General features: G+C 34.3%; 13 protein-coding genes and 1 pseudogene. 4 read left to right on the top strand and 10 right to left on the bottom strand.

The window, feature by feature from the left end:
• Positions 1-3130, bottom strand: a 3130-nt coding sequence (locus Z054_RS29335) for a DUF6443 domain-containing protein (RefSeq protein WP_035093619.1), incomplete at its 3' end; no start/stop codon positions are given.
• A 12-nt stretch (positions 3131-3142) separates the two neighbouring features.
• Entirely contained in the window at positions 3143-6361 is a 3219-nt protein-coding gene (locus tag Z054_RS0125810; protein WP_024772888.1) for an RHS repeat protein, read from the bottom strand.
• Between the two features lie 221 nt (positions 6362-6582).
• On the opposite strand from Z054_RS0125810, the gene Z054_RS0125805 reads away from it, so the two are divergent.
• Entirely contained in the window at positions 6583-7236 is a 654-nt protein-coding gene (locus Z054_RS0125805) for a uracil-DNA glycosylase family protein (RefSeq protein ID WP_024772887.1), read from the top strand.
• Positions 7237-7239: 3 nt separating this feature from the next.
• Here the strand turns inward: Z054_RS0125805 and Z054_RS32660 are convergent, their stop codons facing one another.
• Positions 7240-7551 carry a 30S ribosomal protein THX gene (locus Z054_RS32660; protein ID WP_024772886.1) on the bottom strand — a complete coding sequence of 104 codons (312 nt, stop codon included), beginning with the start codon at positions 7549-7551 and terminating at the stop codon, positions 7240-7242.
• A 228-nt stretch (positions 7552-7779) separates the two neighbouring features.
• On the opposite strand from Z054_RS32660, the gene Z054_RS0125795 reads away from it, so the two are divergent.
• From Z054_RS0125795 to Z054_RS0125785, 3 genes are all read left to right on the top strand, one after another.
• On the top strand, positions 7780-8706 hold the full coding sequence (locus Z054_RS0125795; protein WP_152538679.1) for an endonuclease/exonuclease/phosphatase family protein: 927 nt from the start codon (positions 7780-7782) through the stop codon (positions 8704-8706).
• A gap of 233 nt (positions 8707-8939) precedes the next feature.
• Complete coding sequence (locus tag Z054_RS0125790) at positions 8940-9518, top strand: hypothetical protein (RefSeq protein WP_024772884.1); 579 nt, start codon at positions 8940-8942, stop codon at positions 9516-9518.
• 20 nt (positions 9519-9538) lie between these two features.
• Positions 9539-10963, top strand: coding sequence for a flotillin family protein (locus Z054_RS0125785; protein ID WP_024772883.1), 1425 nt, complete (start codon positions 9539-9541; stop codon positions 10961-10963).
• A gap of 7 nt (positions 10964-10970) precedes the next feature.
• On the opposite strand, the pseudogene Z054_RS29330 reads toward Z054_RS0125785, so the two are convergent.
• The 7 genes and pseudogenes from Z054_RS29330 to Z054_RS0125750 all read right to left on the bottom strand — a co-directional run bounded on the left by Z054_RS29330 (position 10971) and on the right by Z054_RS0125750 (position 16361).
• Positions 10971-11539 (bottom strand): annotated as a pseudogene (locus Z054_RS29330) (DUF1287 domain-containing protein).
• 278 nt (positions 11540-11817) lie between these two features.
• Positions 11818-12579: a tryptophan synthase subunit alpha gene (gene trpA / locus Z054_RS0125775; protein WP_024772882.1), complete on the bottom strand. Its 762-nt coding sequence runs from the start codon at positions 12577-12579 to the stop codon at positions 11818-11820.
• A 76-nt stretch (positions 12580-12655) separates the two neighbouring features.
• Positions 12656-13837 (bottom strand): tryptophan synthase subunit beta, encoded by a 1182-nt coding sequence (gene trpB / locus Z054_RS0125770; RefSeq protein ID WP_024772881.1) that lies wholly within the window; start codon positions 13835-13837, stop codon positions 12656-12658.
• 28 nt (positions 13838-13865) lie between these two features.
• Entirely contained in the window at positions 13866-14507 is a 642-nt protein-coding gene (locus Z054_RS0125765) for a phosphoribosylanthranilate isomerase (protein ID WP_035093616.1), read from the bottom strand.
• Positions 14504-15289, bottom strand: coding sequence for an indole-3-glycerol phosphate synthase TrpC (trpC, locus tag Z054_RS0125760; protein ID WP_024772879.1), 786 nt, complete (start codon positions 15287-15289; stop codon positions 14504-14506). Before trpC ends, Z054_RS0125765 begins: the two co-directional genes overlap by 4 nt.
• Positions 15290-15799 carry a hypothetical protein gene (locus Z054_RS0125755; RefSeq protein WP_152538678.1) on the bottom strand — a complete coding sequence of 170 codons (510 nt, stop codon included), beginning with the start codon at positions 15797-15799 and terminating at the stop codon, positions 15290-15292.
• A gap of 40 nt (positions 15800-15839) precedes the next feature.
• On the bottom strand, positions 15840-16361 hold the full coding sequence (locus Z054_RS0125750; RefSeq protein WP_024772877.1) for a hypothetical protein: 522 nt from the start codon (positions 16359-16361) through the stop codon (positions 15840-15842).
• Between the last annotated feature and the right edge of the window lie 23 nt (positions 16362-16384).

Genomic DNA, 16384 nt, shown 5'->3' with positions numbered 1-16384 from the left:
TTAGTCGGTCGAGAGCATCATAACTGTATTTGTAATGTCGCTCTACATTATCATTGGCAGTTTTCCATGTTGTTTCAGAGATATTACCATTAAACAGTGCAGTAGCCCCATGTTGCGGAGTATTGTAATTGATCATAAAAGCAAAAAGTTTGTTACCAAGAGCCGCCTCAGGATCGTTAATTTTGGTTAGCCAACCCCGTACATTATAGGTATAATCTACCTCTTGTAATCCTCCTCCTGTTTGTTTACGTTCTAATTGCCCTAAAGCATCGTAGGTATTAGTTGCAATTACCTCTGGAGTTTGAGTATTGATCTTTTGGGTTTGGGTACCCATTCTACCCATATGGTCATAGGTAAAGGTATCTATGGTAACTATCGCTGAATTACTGCCTTTGGTATGGGTAGTTTTGGTTTCTTCTACCTTACCTACAAAATCCAATTGGGTTTCTACAATATCAGTAGTATTGAGATATTCATTTTTACTGGCTACATATATGGGCCTTGCTTTTTTATCATAATAGGTAACCGTGGTAATCCAATCATTAGTGTCTAACACCCGTACTTTGCTTCCTGTAGCTAGTGTTTTGGTTCGATCGGTGATAGCTTCGTTATATACTGTTCCCGGGTTGGTCAATCCGGCGATATCAAAAGTGTAGTCATCATAGTAATTGATGGTATATACTTTATAGAATCCTCTGTTTGGGTAGGCGGCATCCATACTATAGTATGTTGATGTCCCTTTAATGCTAATAGGTGTAGTACTTTTGGTTTCATATTGAGATTGTTTCCACGCATTAGCTCTGCTTTGTAATACTTTTCTTACACTATTGTCTACAATAGTCCCTGTATATACTACTCTTCCAAACGCATCATACTTTGTAAACAACCACTGATCCCAGGGTTTATCAGAATTCTCTTTTCTTAAGCTGGCATCCTGGGTAAGAATAGGCTGGTCTAATCTGTTATATACAATATACTCCCAATCCTTACCGGGAATCTTCTTTTCGATCAGTCGGTTTCTGTAATCATAATGGTATTGATAACATAATTCACTAAGTTCAGTTTCACTTACTCCATCAGCTATAGTCACTTTAGGAGGGATCACATAAGTAAGATTACCATATTTATCATATACATAATACGTATCATGCTCTTCTACAGTTGTTACAGAAGCTCCTCCCTCAATAGATGTGACTACATTATTATAGGTACGCTTTAATACAATCTGTCCTTGTTTGTTTTTATATTCTCTGGTGGTATGCAGATTCCCATCTGTAGGAGTCCAGTTCTCATCTTTGGTAATGGTTATGTATAATTCTCCTGCAACATAATTCCTAACTTTTGTTAAGTTAGGTACTTCTGTATTACCAGGATTTGCAAAATTCACCTTAAAAGATGTAATATTTTCTGCTGTAGTATTTGATCTATACTCAAATTTAATGGTGTGATCGGCATCACTTTCTTTGTTAACTTTCCAAGCTTTTCCTGGCGCCCCTTGTTCTAACACCCGATTGAGTGCAGAGGCTTCATAAACACTTTCAGAATATGCATTAATATCAGATAAAGATACCCCGGTAAAATCATCTGCATATGTGGTTGCATAATAGCTATTGATATCATTAGTAACATCTACTGCTTCATAACTACCAGGATGCGTGTCTTTTCGCTCAAAAGGAAGATACTGTATGGCCTGTCTGCCATATGCATCATATGCTATATGAGTTACAATATCCTTTTGATTTGGTGAAGCTTTGATCGCTATTTCTTGTTTTGATCTACCCAGTCCGTCAAAAAAAGCAATACTTGCTATAATATCGGTAGATTGAGAAGAAGTCACAGGCTTTTGATATACCTTGGTATATATATAATTCTCTGGTGAAAACGAACATCCCTGACTCTTACCAAATTCATTTGGGCATTGATCATCTGCATTATCCACATATCCAATGGGTTGAACACTGTAATAAACTTTATCATTAGGATCTCCAAAACCATCACCCTCTCCATCTCTATAAAAATACCTGGGCGGGATATTGGTGATGAATTCAGTACCATCATTATAATCATTATCATTAAGAACATACCCTGCAGGTTGTATACATTGTATTTTGGTGATATTAGGATCTCCATATGTATCTTTATCTCCATCTTTATACCAAACCGTATTAGGGTGTATTTCTATTTTGTTATCGTCACAATCATTAGCAATTAGCACATAGGTATTGCCATCATCTGGGGGATAACTACGATAGGTTTTTGTACTATGATTTCCAAAAGTATCCCCATCTGCATCCAGATAGAAATTCTTTGGGGGGATATCGGTAATCAAATTATTACCATCATTAAGATCTCCTTTTCTAATAGCGTACCCAATAGGTTGTATACATTGTTGTATTGTAGGAGGGGTATTATCACCGATAGCCCCTATTCCCTGATCGCTTCCCCAACTATCACCATCGCCATCGCGATACCATATGGTATTAGGATGAATAGCAGCGTTATTATCTGCACAATCCCCATTATCGGTAACATAACCTGAAGGTTGAATACTACGGTACGTCTTAATATTTGGGTTTCCAAAGGTATCCCCGTCTGCATCACGATAGAAATTCTTTGGTGTAATATTAGTGATCAGTGCATTATCATCATTAAGGTCTCCTGCTCTAAGAATATATCCAGAAGGTTGGCTACATTGTTTTTTGGTTACACCGGGATTTCCCCAGGAATCATTATCCTTATCACGATACCATATTGTATTGGGGTGTAATGCAGCATTATTATCATTACAGTCACCCGAATTAATCACATATCCGGTGGGGCGTACACTTTGATATACTTTAATGTTTGTAACCCCGTAATTGTCTCCATCACCATCTTTATAGAAATATTTGGGAGCAACATTAGTAATCAAAGCATTACTATCATCTAGATCCTGATTATTGGTTACATAACCTGGTGGTTGTGTAGCTCTGATTACACGATTAGAAGGATCTCCATAGCTATCATGGTCTCCATCAAAGTAGTAGGCATTATTTCCATTTCCATCTCCAATTGGTACTTGCGAATATCCTTGTATACCACAAAACAGGGTAACAAGAAATACTATATATTTTAGTGTTGTATCTTTCATTTTTTGTAGTGCTTACTGTTCGTTTTTATAGTGATATTTTTGCTCAGAGATCAGATGGTTATCTTCATCTTTTACCAAAATCAATCGGCTTAGACCATCATAATCATATTGGGTAGTATATCCTCTTGCATCTGTCACTCCCACAACCCCTTTTAGCGGGTCATGAACAAAAGTGGTGATCTGCGCACCTGTAAAAGTATTTCGTAAACTATCGTAGAGTGTATTGAGTTGACTATCGGTAGTTGTTTTTAGATTAACAGCTGCTGTAACTCCCTCTAATTCGGTTTTGGTTACTCCTATGAGTTGTGCCAAGACGTAGTTATGTGTGGTATCCCATAAGATAGCAGTAGGAACCCCGTCTTTACGCTGTACTTCAATGGGTTTTCCAGCTTCAAGTTTAAACGCCTGATATAATTCATAATTCGATGGGATATGTCCTGCAGCAGATTGATGGCTAGATAGTCCTTTATGATGTCTATAGGTAGCAATCACATTACCCTTAGGATCATAATCCATGTATTGCCCCTGGATAAGATCATTATTTACATATACTTTTTTGCTTATCGGTAAGCCCGTTTGATGGTTATTGTATAACGTAGCAATAGTGGTATTTTCTGATTGATGATCTACAGGATAGGTATATCTGATTTCTGCATGTTTCCCATCGGGTATAATACTATAGTTATCATCCAGAATAGCTTGTTCACTTTCTGCATACAATCTACCATCTAACTCTTCTTTGGTAACCTGCATATCATCATTATACTCGTATTTGTACCGGGTAATTGATGTGTTAAAGGGTTCACCTGTTTTATAATAGTAATCGATTTCTGTTTTTTGAGAAAGTACATTTTTACGATGATAATAATTAGTCGAATTTGGGGTAGTATATCCAAGACTAGGTTTACTACTACCAAGAGGAGTAAAACAAAGTGTCTTATCACTAAGTGTCCAAAATTGTGTTGTCTTTACAATATCATTGTCATACGTATAGATTGTTTTTTTTACCTTATCATTTTTATTATACAGCTCTTGTTCTAACAATTGAGATTCATAAGATTTATTTTTAAAAACATCGGTGTACTTTTCTATTGTTTTAATCGATTCATCTGTTCCTATTTTGTTAATAGTAACCTGTTTATAAAAATATCCTGATTTGATTAAAGCTGGATTTAAAGCGATATTTTCTGCAGAAAATGCTGTTCTTTCTCCATAACTTTTAATGGTATTGCTGATATTTAAACTATATCCAGTGAGTCCATCATAAGCATATTGGGTCTCCCCAGTAACATTATCATTAGTGTCTTTGTCTACTATAGATTTTACTCTAAGTCCTCCTGCATAACGTGTAGTTTGGGTATTAGACGTTTCTTTTTCGCTCCAACTTAGATTTACTGATATTCGTGCAGTAGGATTAGCTATAAGTTCTGATTCTTTTACTTTAAGTTCTAAAATATAATCTCCTTTTAAAAGATTTTTACTCCCTTCTGCTCCAATCACTTTAAAGGGAGAAAATATAGGCGTTCCCAGACTGCCATCACTTTGTTTTGGGTAGATGTTAAACCTTGAGCAATCTATACTTGGGTTATTAGGATCATTATTACAAATTGTTGAAGTTGCCCCGTAGGTAACGGGAGTTCCTAAATTACCCAGTAAATCATCGGTCAAAGAAAAAGGAGTTCTAAACACTCTATATCCTCCCGATGTAAAATAGTCACCAGAAGCATGTATTGGAACTCCTTTAGGTATATATCTTGGATCATTATTTGTTGTTGAAGGAACAGCGTTAGGCTCATAAGTAAATTCAGTTGAACCGCCTGTTGGATACTCAACTTTATTTAAAACACCTCTTTTAAGAAAATTAAAATCTTCTCTACGATCTGCAAGGCTACTACGATAATTTGAAGCTATGGTGTTATAGGCATTGAGAGAGTAGGGGACCAAGGTGCTATTGTTTTTTCCATTATAGTACCCATGATAATCTTTTGCCATACTTCCTTTTAGAGGAAGATTACCGTCCTGATAATAAAACTTATGCGGAGGCTTTGTACTTCCATCAAAACCAATCTCTTGAATTTGATCTAATCGTAAGCGTGAATCTCCAGAGAATTTACCGTACGTAAAGGTGTATGACTTCGTTTTATTAGCTATTTTATCTAAAATGATAATAGAGCTTAATTTCTTTTGCCAGGTAGATAATGTAGTATCCTGTTCGTAATTAAAAGTCACTTTAATAGTAGTAGATTCAATAGTGCTAATGAGTTGATTTCTGGTAGAATACCCTATAGTTGTAGTAGAAACTGAAGTGTTATTACTTGTTCCTAGTCCAGAACATCCGCACGCAGGATTAAAATCAATACATCCCGGGGCAACACCTATAGAGTGAGAAGCATTATTGATGGTATAATCCAGATCATAAGGAGTGTAGGTGAAATTGATTTCCTTATTGTTTTTAGTAACCAACTTATTAAGCATCCAACCCGTAGGATAAGAGTCTGAATTCGTACTTATGTTTCCGTCGTTGGTACCAGTAACTACCAGCTTGGAGTTTAATTCCCTCATGGTATCATTATCAAAATAATAGGTGTTACCCATTTCATCGAGAGCTTTAAAATAAGCTGAGTTTCCTACTCCTGTAACTTTCTGAATTAACATTGAAGATTGTTTCTCTTGTTCTGTGGTCCCGTCTTGATTAAAGATAAAAGCTCCTGAGTGATTTAAGAACCTATAGCTAAAATCATCGGGATAATAATCGTGATAATAATCAGAACTTCCTATTTGCCGTTGAACAGCTTGAGTATTGATTTGTCCCTGTGAGGCTAACCAATCGGGAGTTACAATCCCTCTGGAGTTAGGAACTAACCAACCTTCTTCGTCGATCTTGTCATTTACTTGTCTAAAGATTCCTCCTCCTGCATTGAGAGTCCATTTCAACCCAACTACACTGGCCAGATCATCGACCTTAACCCCAGAAGCATGATAGGATAGTGAAATAGGAATCGAGTTTCCATCTTCTTGTATAGTGAATATAGGGATTTCGATTTGTGGAATCCCTGTGGCATGATTTACCGGAGTGTTTCCATAAATCGTAAATGAAGATGCATTAGGAGTCTCTGGTACATACTCGGTATGGTACGTGAGATAATCTGGTTTAAATTCTTCTTGAGTTTGAGCCTGAGCACATAGCCCATAGCAAAACAGGAAGAGTAGTAGTATTGTTGCTTTGTTCATAGGTAAATATTTAATGACTGATTTTGTTTTTTTATCGTATTCCCAATGCAATATTAAAGCACGCCAGTTTCATTTTTCGGAACTGAGAAAAAAAATAAAAACTTTTTTGAAGTCGATAGTAGAGAGGTTGTGAGTATTTGTATAGCTCTATAAACTTCTTTCACTTTTTTAAATAATACGACTACCTTCGTAATTCATTAATTTATAAATTCGTAATTCATTTGTTTCTACATACGCACCCATACGAACCGTTTTTCCCTAAAGGAGCTACAAAACTTATTGTAGGAACACTACCACCGCCCAGGTTTACTATGGGGGAATTAAAAAAAGGAGATGTTAATTTCTGTTATGGTAGTATAAGTGGTTTGTTATGGCCTGTTTTGGATAACATATTTGATTTAGATTTAAAGTTTGAGACCACTCAAAACGCAATAGATCAAAGAAAGGATTTCTTAACCTCTAGAGGGATAGGAGTTTGTGATATTGTACATAGTTGTGAGCGAGAAAAGATCGATGCATCAGATTTGGGAATGCAAAATAGTATCCTTAGAGATATAGTATCGTATTTAAAGCAATATCCACAAATAGATACGCTGCTTTTTACAGGAGGTAATAGTAAAAATGGTCCTGAATATTTTTTTAGAAGACACTTAAAAGCATATGATCTAAAGTTAGAAGTGATATCAAACGATATCCCCAGAATACATCGGTTTAGTTTAGAAGATAGGATAATCAATGCGGTATCCCTTACTGCACCATCGGGAGCTGCCAATCGATCTATAGGAAGTTTACAGGAATATAAGACATTAAAAAAAGCAAACCCTAAATTCAATACTATTGATTTTAGGGTGATGCAATATCAAAAATATTTTTAAAGCTTATTCAGATTCTTCGTCAGCTTTCTTTTTTGTAGTTTTCTTTGCAGCTGGTTTAGCTTTAGGTGTTACCTCAGTCTTTGTTTTTGCCTCAGCTTTCGGCGTTGCTTTAGCTTTTGTCTCAGCTTTTGTCTCAGCTTTTGGCGTTGCTTCAGTTTTTGGTGCGGGCTCAGTTTTAGCCACTGCTTTAGGTTTTGGGGTTGATTTAGGCTTTGTTGTTTCTACTATAGCGGTTAATTTTTTACGACGTCTTAGTTTTCCATAAGAACCAATACCGATTTTACCACGACGTGTTTTTTTATCTCCTTTACCCATATATTAGATTTTATATTAAATATTTGATTAGGTGTGAATTACTAATGTAAGGATTTAGAAATGAAAAATGAAAAATAATATTTTTTTAGAGCTGTTTTGTATCAGGTATAAGTCAGGGGGTAGTGTTGTTTTTGATTGAATTGGTTTAACTATTTTCACTTCAATCCAAAAAAGAGTAAACTACTTCAGTAAAAAAAAACTATTTTCGGGCGAATCAAAAAAGCGAGGATGAGTTCATTTCGAAAAACATTAAAACGCAGCTATAGTATTTCGAAAAGAAAGCTTCTTCTTATACTTTATAGTATACTTATTTTTATTCATTTCATTCTTAGAGATACTATATATCCGATCAATATTATATATTATGCATGCCCCATACTGTTTCTACTCATTGGAAATCTAATATTAAGCGTATTGTTTTTTAAAGTTAAAAAGGTGTTTTATACTTTAATAGGGTGTCTTTTATGTTTATCATTGTATTGGTTTGCTACCTACTATAATGCGAAATCACCACCAGAACCTTCTGATAAGAGTAAGAGTATATTATTTTGGAATATCGCGAGAAAAGGAGAACGATCGATGGATGTTATCATCAAAAAAGTAAAGGAACAAAAGCCGTCTTTTATAGCATTGGTAGAGGCCGAAGAGTTGACCGATAAGGATGTAATGCGATTTAAGAATACATTTTCATCTTATAGTATACAAAAATTGGAGGGAGGAATGGTACTAGCAGTAAAAGGAGAAATAAATAACATCAAGTATCACTACAAAGACGAGAGTTTTAAATTTAATTATATAACCGTTACGCTTGATAATCAAAAAAAATCAATACTTATTGCAGATGTTAATGCGGTACCTTTTACGAATAGAAAATCAGCATTACATACTATTTATGAATTCACTATAAAAAACAATCCATCTTTTATTGTAGGAGATTTTAATACACCCTATGAAAGTGTACATTTTGGTGATTTTAAAAATAACCTGAATAGTTTTCATATGACTTCTAAAGGATTTACGGCAACATGGCCTTATGGTATTCCTTTATTCGAAATAGATCAAATTTGGAGTGCTAAAAAGATTAAACCGGTTTTTCTGAAAAAAGAACATTACAAAATATCAGACCATGCGCTCTTAATAGGAGTATATGAATAAACATGATAGATTAATGTGTTGAGTTAGAAATGGAAAATGAAACCTATGTTTTTTATGTATTTCATTATGGTCTAATCTAGCAATAGAGAAGTTTGAAATCTAACATAACTTCATTTTTTACTTTTCTTATTTATTTATGCAGATTGGATTCATAAATTAACATCTCTAATATTCGTATCATGACTAAATCTTGATTTTTTTTAGTAGATTTATGCCTGTTAATTCTAAAATCTATGAAAGAATTTTTTGAAGGTATGTCAACCTTCGAGCAAGCATATTGGATTATAGCAATATTAGGTTCTATTATATTCCTGGTTATTTTTGCTTTAACCTTTATTGGTGCTAGTGATGTGGATATGGAAGCAGATATTTCTGATGTTGATGCAGATGATGGAGGTGTAGGTTTTCAATTTTTCACATTTAAAAATGTAATTGCTTTTTTTACCATTTTTGGTTGGACAGGTATTTTATGTATTGATAACGAATTATCTACTATTGTTACAATCGTTATTTCTTCTTTTGCAGGATTACTAATGATGATATTAACCTCTCTCTTGTTTTTCTGGATGCATAAAATGGCTGAATCTGGTACATTAAAAATTAAAAATGCTATTGGAGTAATTGGCGAAGTATATTTACCAGTTGGAGCAAATCGGTCGAGTATAGGAAAAATACAGATTAAAGTACAAGGTAGTTTACGAGAATTAGAAGCAGTAACAGATTCTGAAGAAGTTTTGAGCACTTCTACTTTAGTAAAAGTTGTTGAAATTATAAGCTCAGAATTACTACTGGTTGAAAAATTATCTAACTAAAAATTTTAAATAAAATACGAATGAATATATTTTCATTATTTGCTGGATCTGGAGTTACTGGCATATACTTAGTAGCCGCAGTTATATTAATTTTTGTTGTTTTTATGTTCTCTATGTTCAGAAGGTACAAGCGTTGTCCTTCTGATAAAGTGTTGGTGGTTTATGGAAAAACTGGCGGGGAAAGTTCTTCTAAATGTATTCATGGGGGAGCGGCATTTATATGGCCTATAATTCAGGATTATTCGTTCCTGGATTTAACTCCGATTTCAATAGAGGTTAATTTGATTAATGCATTGAGTAAACAAAATATCCGTGTAAATGTACCTTCTAGATTTACTATTGGTATTTCTACAGAACCATCTATAATGCAAAATGCAGCAGAACGTTTATTGGGACTAAGTTTAGATGCTGTTCAAGAATTAGCACAAGAAATTATTTTTGGCCAGCTACGATTGGTTGTGGCATCAATGGATATTGAAGAAATTAATACAGATAGAGATAAATTCTTATCGCATATTACTCATAGTGTTGAAGCCGAATTAAAGAAAGTAGGTTTAAAACTGATCAATGTAAATATTACAGATATACATGACGAGTCTGGATATATTGAAGCCTTAGGAAAAGAAGCCGCAGCAAAAGCTATTAATGATGCTATTATTTCTGTAGCTCAGAAAGATAGAGATGGAGCAATAGGGCAAGCAGAAGCTGTTCAAGATCAAAGAGTTCAAGTTGCTGCAGCAAATGCAAAAGCGGTCGAAGGTGAAAATACAGCAAAGGTTCAGGTTGCTAATTCTGATGCAGATAGGAGAGCTCGTGAAGCAGAGGCAGAGAGAATAGCTAATGCTTCAGAAAAAGTACAATCTGCAAAAGCATTAGAAGAAGCTTATGCAGCAGAAAAAATCGCCGAAGACGCAAGAGCAAAACGTAAAGAAGCAGAGCAAGGTGCAGATATCATTGTCCCTGCACAAATTGATAAGAAAAAAATTGAAATTGATGCAGAGGCAGAGGCAGAACAAATTAGACGAATTGCAAAAGGAGAGGCGGATGCAATTTTTATGAAAAAAGAAGCTGAAGCAAAAGGGATGTATGAAATTTTAACTAAACAAGCAGAAGGGTTAGACCGCATTGTTAAAGCAGCTGGAAATGACCCTAAAGAAGCAGTGTTGTTATTGATAGCAGATAAATTACCTGAGTTAGTTAAAACACAAGCAGAAGCAATTAAAAATATTAAAATAGATAAAATTACGGTCTGGGAAAATGGTAATGGAGAAGATGGTAAAACTTCGACCTCCAACTTTATTTCAGGGATGTATAAAGCAGTACCACCTTTACAAGAAATGTTTAATATGGCAGGGATGCAATTGCCTAATTACTTAAAAGGAGAAGAGAAAGAAAATCTGGATTCTGAAATAAAAAAAGATACTAATACCAAGGACAAGGAATAAAGATGTCTCATTTCTCATATTGATAATGACCAATAATTTTATAGTCAAACAAACAATCTGCTAATACTTGTCCGCCACCAATATTATGAACGATTAGATAACGCTGTTGATCGCTAGATTTTTTATTCACTACCAAGCCAATATGTGTGAGTCCTCCTCCCAGGTTCCAACATATAATATCATCTGGGAGATAATCTTTTGAATCGTTAGTTATTGATTTTGTTTTTCCAAATCTGGAAAAAAACTTCATTAGATTAGGAACCCTTCTGTGGTCGATGTTTTTATCGGTTTTAGACAATCCCCAGTTTTTGGGATATAGTCCAAAATTAGTGTACATATCTTCATATCTAATGTTCTATAAGCTCTGATCACTACATCTGTACACACTCCTTTATCACTAGGAACATCTCCATTTGGGTAGTCAATAGAGAAATAAGAAGGGTCGTATGTTACTTTGTTTTTAGTTAATTCTAATGCAGCATCAGATAATTGAATTTTAAAATCAGCTTGTCCAAAACCAGATTGAACAAAAAAGATGAAAAGAAATAAAGAAAGTATGCGATATTTTGTAATCATAAATTAGCTCTTATACATTATTAAACATAAGGACAATCGCCATGTAGTCTATATAAAAAGGGTTCGATATAGCAAAATTTACGTCAGTCAGAGTACAGCTTTTCTCCAGGTCTTCTCGAGCACAGTCGAGAGATCATTATGAAAAACGACTCAATCTGACAGCTTTTTAAATTAAAACTATAGTCAAACTTAGATTACATATTAAAATACACGAGTATATTGCGATATATTTTTACTAGTGAATAATCCTTATGTTTTATTTATAGAAATATACAAAATCACCGAATGCTTTTTACAAAGTTACCAATGTTATCTGTTCCATTTTTGGTTAAATGTTTTATAAAAGCAGAGCCAATAATAGCTCCTTTTGTTGTTTTTGTAGCTTGTGTAAACGTTTCATTGTTACTGATTCCAAAACCAACGATTTGTTGGTTTTTTAGACCCAGAGCTTCAATGCGTTCAAAATATTGCTGTTGCGTATCGCCAAATGTACTTTTGGCTCCTGTGGTACTTGCAGAACTTACCATATAGATGAAACCATTAGATACACTATCTATAAACCGAATACGCTTATCCGAGGTCTGCGGAGTAATTAGAAATACATTGATCAAGCCATATTTTTCAAAAGTTTCCTGGTAATGTTCGTGATATTCATTAACCGGTAGATCGGGAATAATCAATCCGTCGATACCAATTTCCTGGCACTTAGCACAAAAAGCTTCTATACCATACTGCATCATAGGATTAAAATACCCCATGATAATTAAAGGAATGTTAACCGATTTACGAATATCTTTTAATTGCTCAAATAGAAGTTGAGTTGTCATACCATTTTTAAGAGCTATGGTCGAACTCTCTTGTATCGTTGGTCCGTCTGCCAAAGGGTCGCTAAAAGGTAATCCTATTTCGATCATATCTACACCGTTTTTTTCTAGGTCTTGTATGATTTTTTCGGTATCGTTTAGTGATGGGTAACCAGCTGTAAAATATATAGATAGTAACTTTTTATCTTGCTCTAATGCTGTATTTATTCTGTTCATGCTTTTAGTGTTGAGTAGTTAGTAATTAGGACTTATATTTTTTTATGCTAATTACGATGTACTTACTACTTAATTGTTATAATTTAAAATAGTCTATATATGTGTCAAGGTCCTTATCTCCTCTACCGGATAGGCTTATTACTACAATATCATCGGGTCTGAATTTTTTATCATTAAAGATCGCCAGAGCGTGCGAAGATTCTATTGCGGGAATAATTCCTTCTAATTGCGATAGTTCTAATCCGGCGGCCATGGCATCATCATCGGTTACAGAATAAAATTCTCCTCGTGCAGTTTTATATAGGTGAGCATGTAGTGGCCCAACACCGGGATAATCCAGCCCTGCAGAAATAGAATAAGGTTCTGTGATTTGCCCATCAGAGGTTTGCATTAACAGGGTTTTACATCCATGAATGATTCCTTCTTTTCCTAATTGAGAGGTAGCGGCACTCTCGCCACTATGTACTCCTTTTCCGGCAGCTTCTACAGCAATGATTCCAACACTTGGTTCTTCTAAAAAATGATAATATGTCCCTGCTGCATTACTACCCCCACCAATACATGCTACTACATAATCAGGATGTTCTTTTCCTTCTTTTTCTTTTAACTGCCACTTGATCTCTTCTGAGATTATAGATTGAAACCGTGTTACCATATCCGGGTATGGATGAGGCCCTATGGCAGAGCCAATAATATAATGTGTATCGACGGGATTATTGATCCAATCTCGTATAGCTTCGTTGGTAGCATCTTTAAGAGTTTTACTTCCTGATTTAGCAGGTCTCACCTCGGCGCCAAGCATTTTCATTCGCGCTACATTAGGGGCTTGTCGTTTGATATCAATCTCGCCCATATAGACAATACATTTGATACCCATAAGTGCACATACTGTGGCTGTAGCTACTCCATGTTGTCCTGCACCCGTTTCTGCAATAATCCTGTTTTTACCTAATCGTTTGGCTACAAGAATTTGTCCAATAGTATTATTTACTTTATGCGCACCGGTATGGTTAAGGTCCTCACGTTTAAGATATACTTTTGTATTGTATTTTTCTGAAAGACGTTTGGCGAAATATAAAGGAGAAGGACGACCAACGTAGTCTTTTAATAATTGATTAAACTCTTCTTTAAAAGAAGGTTCATTCATAATATCCAGATAGGTAGTTCGTAATTCTTCGACATTAGGGTAAAGCATTTCTGGTATATATGCTCCTCCAAAATCTCCGTAATATCCTTTTTCGTTAGCTTGATAATTCATTTTTTATTGTTTTTGGTTGTCATTGCGTTTATGTTGAAATGACAAGCTTTATAAATTTTTCGAGATCTTCTGTTTTCTTTAATCCTGGTTTGCTTTCGAATTTGCTATTTACATCAATAGCATGTAAATATTTAGATTCGGGGCTCTCGCGAAAAGATAAAAGATCTTCTGTTTCATCGAGTCCAATACCGCCACTTAAAATAAATGGAGTAGAGGAAGGATAGCCTTTTAATACACTCCAATCAAAGGTGTATCCATTACCTCCTTTTTCTTTTCCTTTGGTGTCAAAGAGAAAATAATCAACAATACCTTCATAGGGTTGTAAACGATCAAAATCAAACTCATCTTTGATCGAAAAGACTTTCCACACTTCGACAGACTCAGTGTGCTCAGTCAATGATGATTTTAAGTCTTGACAATACGTTTCAGGTTCATTTCCGTGCAATTGAATAGCTTTAAAGTCGTATTGTTTTACTTTTTCGACAATAAAATCTATAGAAGCATCTACAAATACCCCTACTTTTTTAATTGTCGAGGGTAGTTTTGAAATTTCTCCTTCAAAATTTCTGGGAGAGTTTTCATAGAAAATAAAGCCAAGGTAATCTGGTTTCAGAGCTGCTACCGCTTTTATATTTTCATGATATTTCATCCCACAGACTTTCAGTTTCATTTCTTTAGATCTTTTATGAATTCTACAGCACTGGCTCCGGGGTTTTCGGTTTTCATAAAGTTTTCACCGATAAGAAAACCTTTATATCCATATTGTTTTAGATCTTTTATTGCTTCAATAGTACTAATGCCACTCTCTGAAACTTTTACAAAATCATCTGGGATTTGGGTACTTAGCGTTTTACTAATATCTGTACTTACCTCGAATGTTTTTAGATTTCGATTGTTCACACCCAGCATATCCAAAGATGGCATAATAGATTTTTGTAGTTCGTCCTGGTTATGAACTTCTAATAATACATCGAGTGATAGGCTTTTGGCAAACTGGGATAAAGATTTGATCTCATCACGTGATAAAATGGCTGCGATTAATAAGATTACATCGGCTCCATGAGCTTTGGCTTCTAATAATTGATATTCGTCGATGATAAATTCTTTACGTAGCAAAGGCATTTGTACTGTAGCTCTGGCAAGTAAAAGATCTTCTAAGGACCCTCCAAAATACTTGCCATCTGATAGCACCGACATCCCGCAAGCTCCTGCATTTTTATACCCCTGTGCTACATCTTGTACACTTACTTTTTGATTAATCACAGATTTTGAAGGGGATCTACGTTTGTGTTCTGCAATGATACCAGTATCGCTATTCTGTAAAGCTTTGGCTAATGAATTTGTTTGACGGTCAAACAAAACAGAGTTCTCTAATTGTTTGATAGGAATTAAACTTTTTTTGAGTTCAACTTCTTTATATTTATCCGCTATTATTTTATCTAGTATGTTCATTTATAATTCTGATTCTTTTTTTAGCATTGTTATAGTTTCTTGATAAAAAGATTCATCGATATTTAGTTTCTGTAACCAATTCTTAAAATATTTATCTAATTCAATACTTCTCGGATGTGTTTCTTTATGATATAATTCATAATCTTTTCGGTTCTGTATTTTGTCTGCAATAAGCATATCATTTACATCCTTTAATGGAGATAATCGTATATCATCAATTGTATTTATTTTTTTGATTGAAAGATATTCGTTAGCAACAGAGCGATATTCTATCACTACAATCAATACTTTTGGATCAATTCCTTGAAAATCAAAACTGTAATTTTGAGAAAGGCATTCATCACTTTGTACAATTGGGTGTAGACAATATGCTCTTTTTGCGATATCACTGGCTTCAATTTTATCAAGAATAATAAGACCTTCATCAATATGATTAATTAGTTTAATACCACTTCTACGAGTAGTACCAGAGTCATAATATTTTTTAATCATTTGATATTCTTTCATCATCAAATATGTGTAAAACAAGTACAATGCAAGATGCGGTTTATTATACTTTACTTAGTTTTCCTTCTTTTTTTAGTTCATCATTCATTAGTAATCGAACAGATTCAAAATAATCAGATTCGAATGCAATTGCTGCAACTTCATATACCAAAAAGTTATAATCATATTCTTTTTTTATAGTTCCGTTAGAAGTGATTAGATCAATATAAAACATGTCACTTTTTATATGATTCAATTTTCCATAAAACAGTTCAGCTTCTTTGTCTTGAAATTCGAATAGCCCATATTTTTTTTCAGACCATTTTAATGTTTCAAAAACACTGTCTAATTTAAATGTATCAGGTACAGTTATTTGGGTGTTTTTTAGTTTTAAGACTCTTGATATTTTTTCTTCTTTTGCTTTAGACTTCCTCTTTTCAATAACACTTTTGTTATATAATTTATATCCATCAATTACATAATCGACTGGGATGTGTTTAACCAAAATCCAATCTTCATTTTCGCTAATAAGTAGCCCGGTTTCTTTCTCTTTCCAACCTATGATTTTGTATGTTTCGACTTTCATTTTATTAAATTGAATTTCTTTGA

Origin of the sequence: Aquimarina macrocephali JAMB N27, from assembly GCF_000520995.1 — a bacterium.
In the GTDB taxonomy this organism is placed as follows: Bacteria; Bacteroidota; Bacteroidia; order Flavobacteriales; family Flavobacteriaceae; genus Aquimarina; species Aquimarina macrocephali.
The sequence above is the reverse complement of the archived record's forward strand: the minus strand, read 5'-3'. Positions and strand labels throughout refer to the sequence as shown.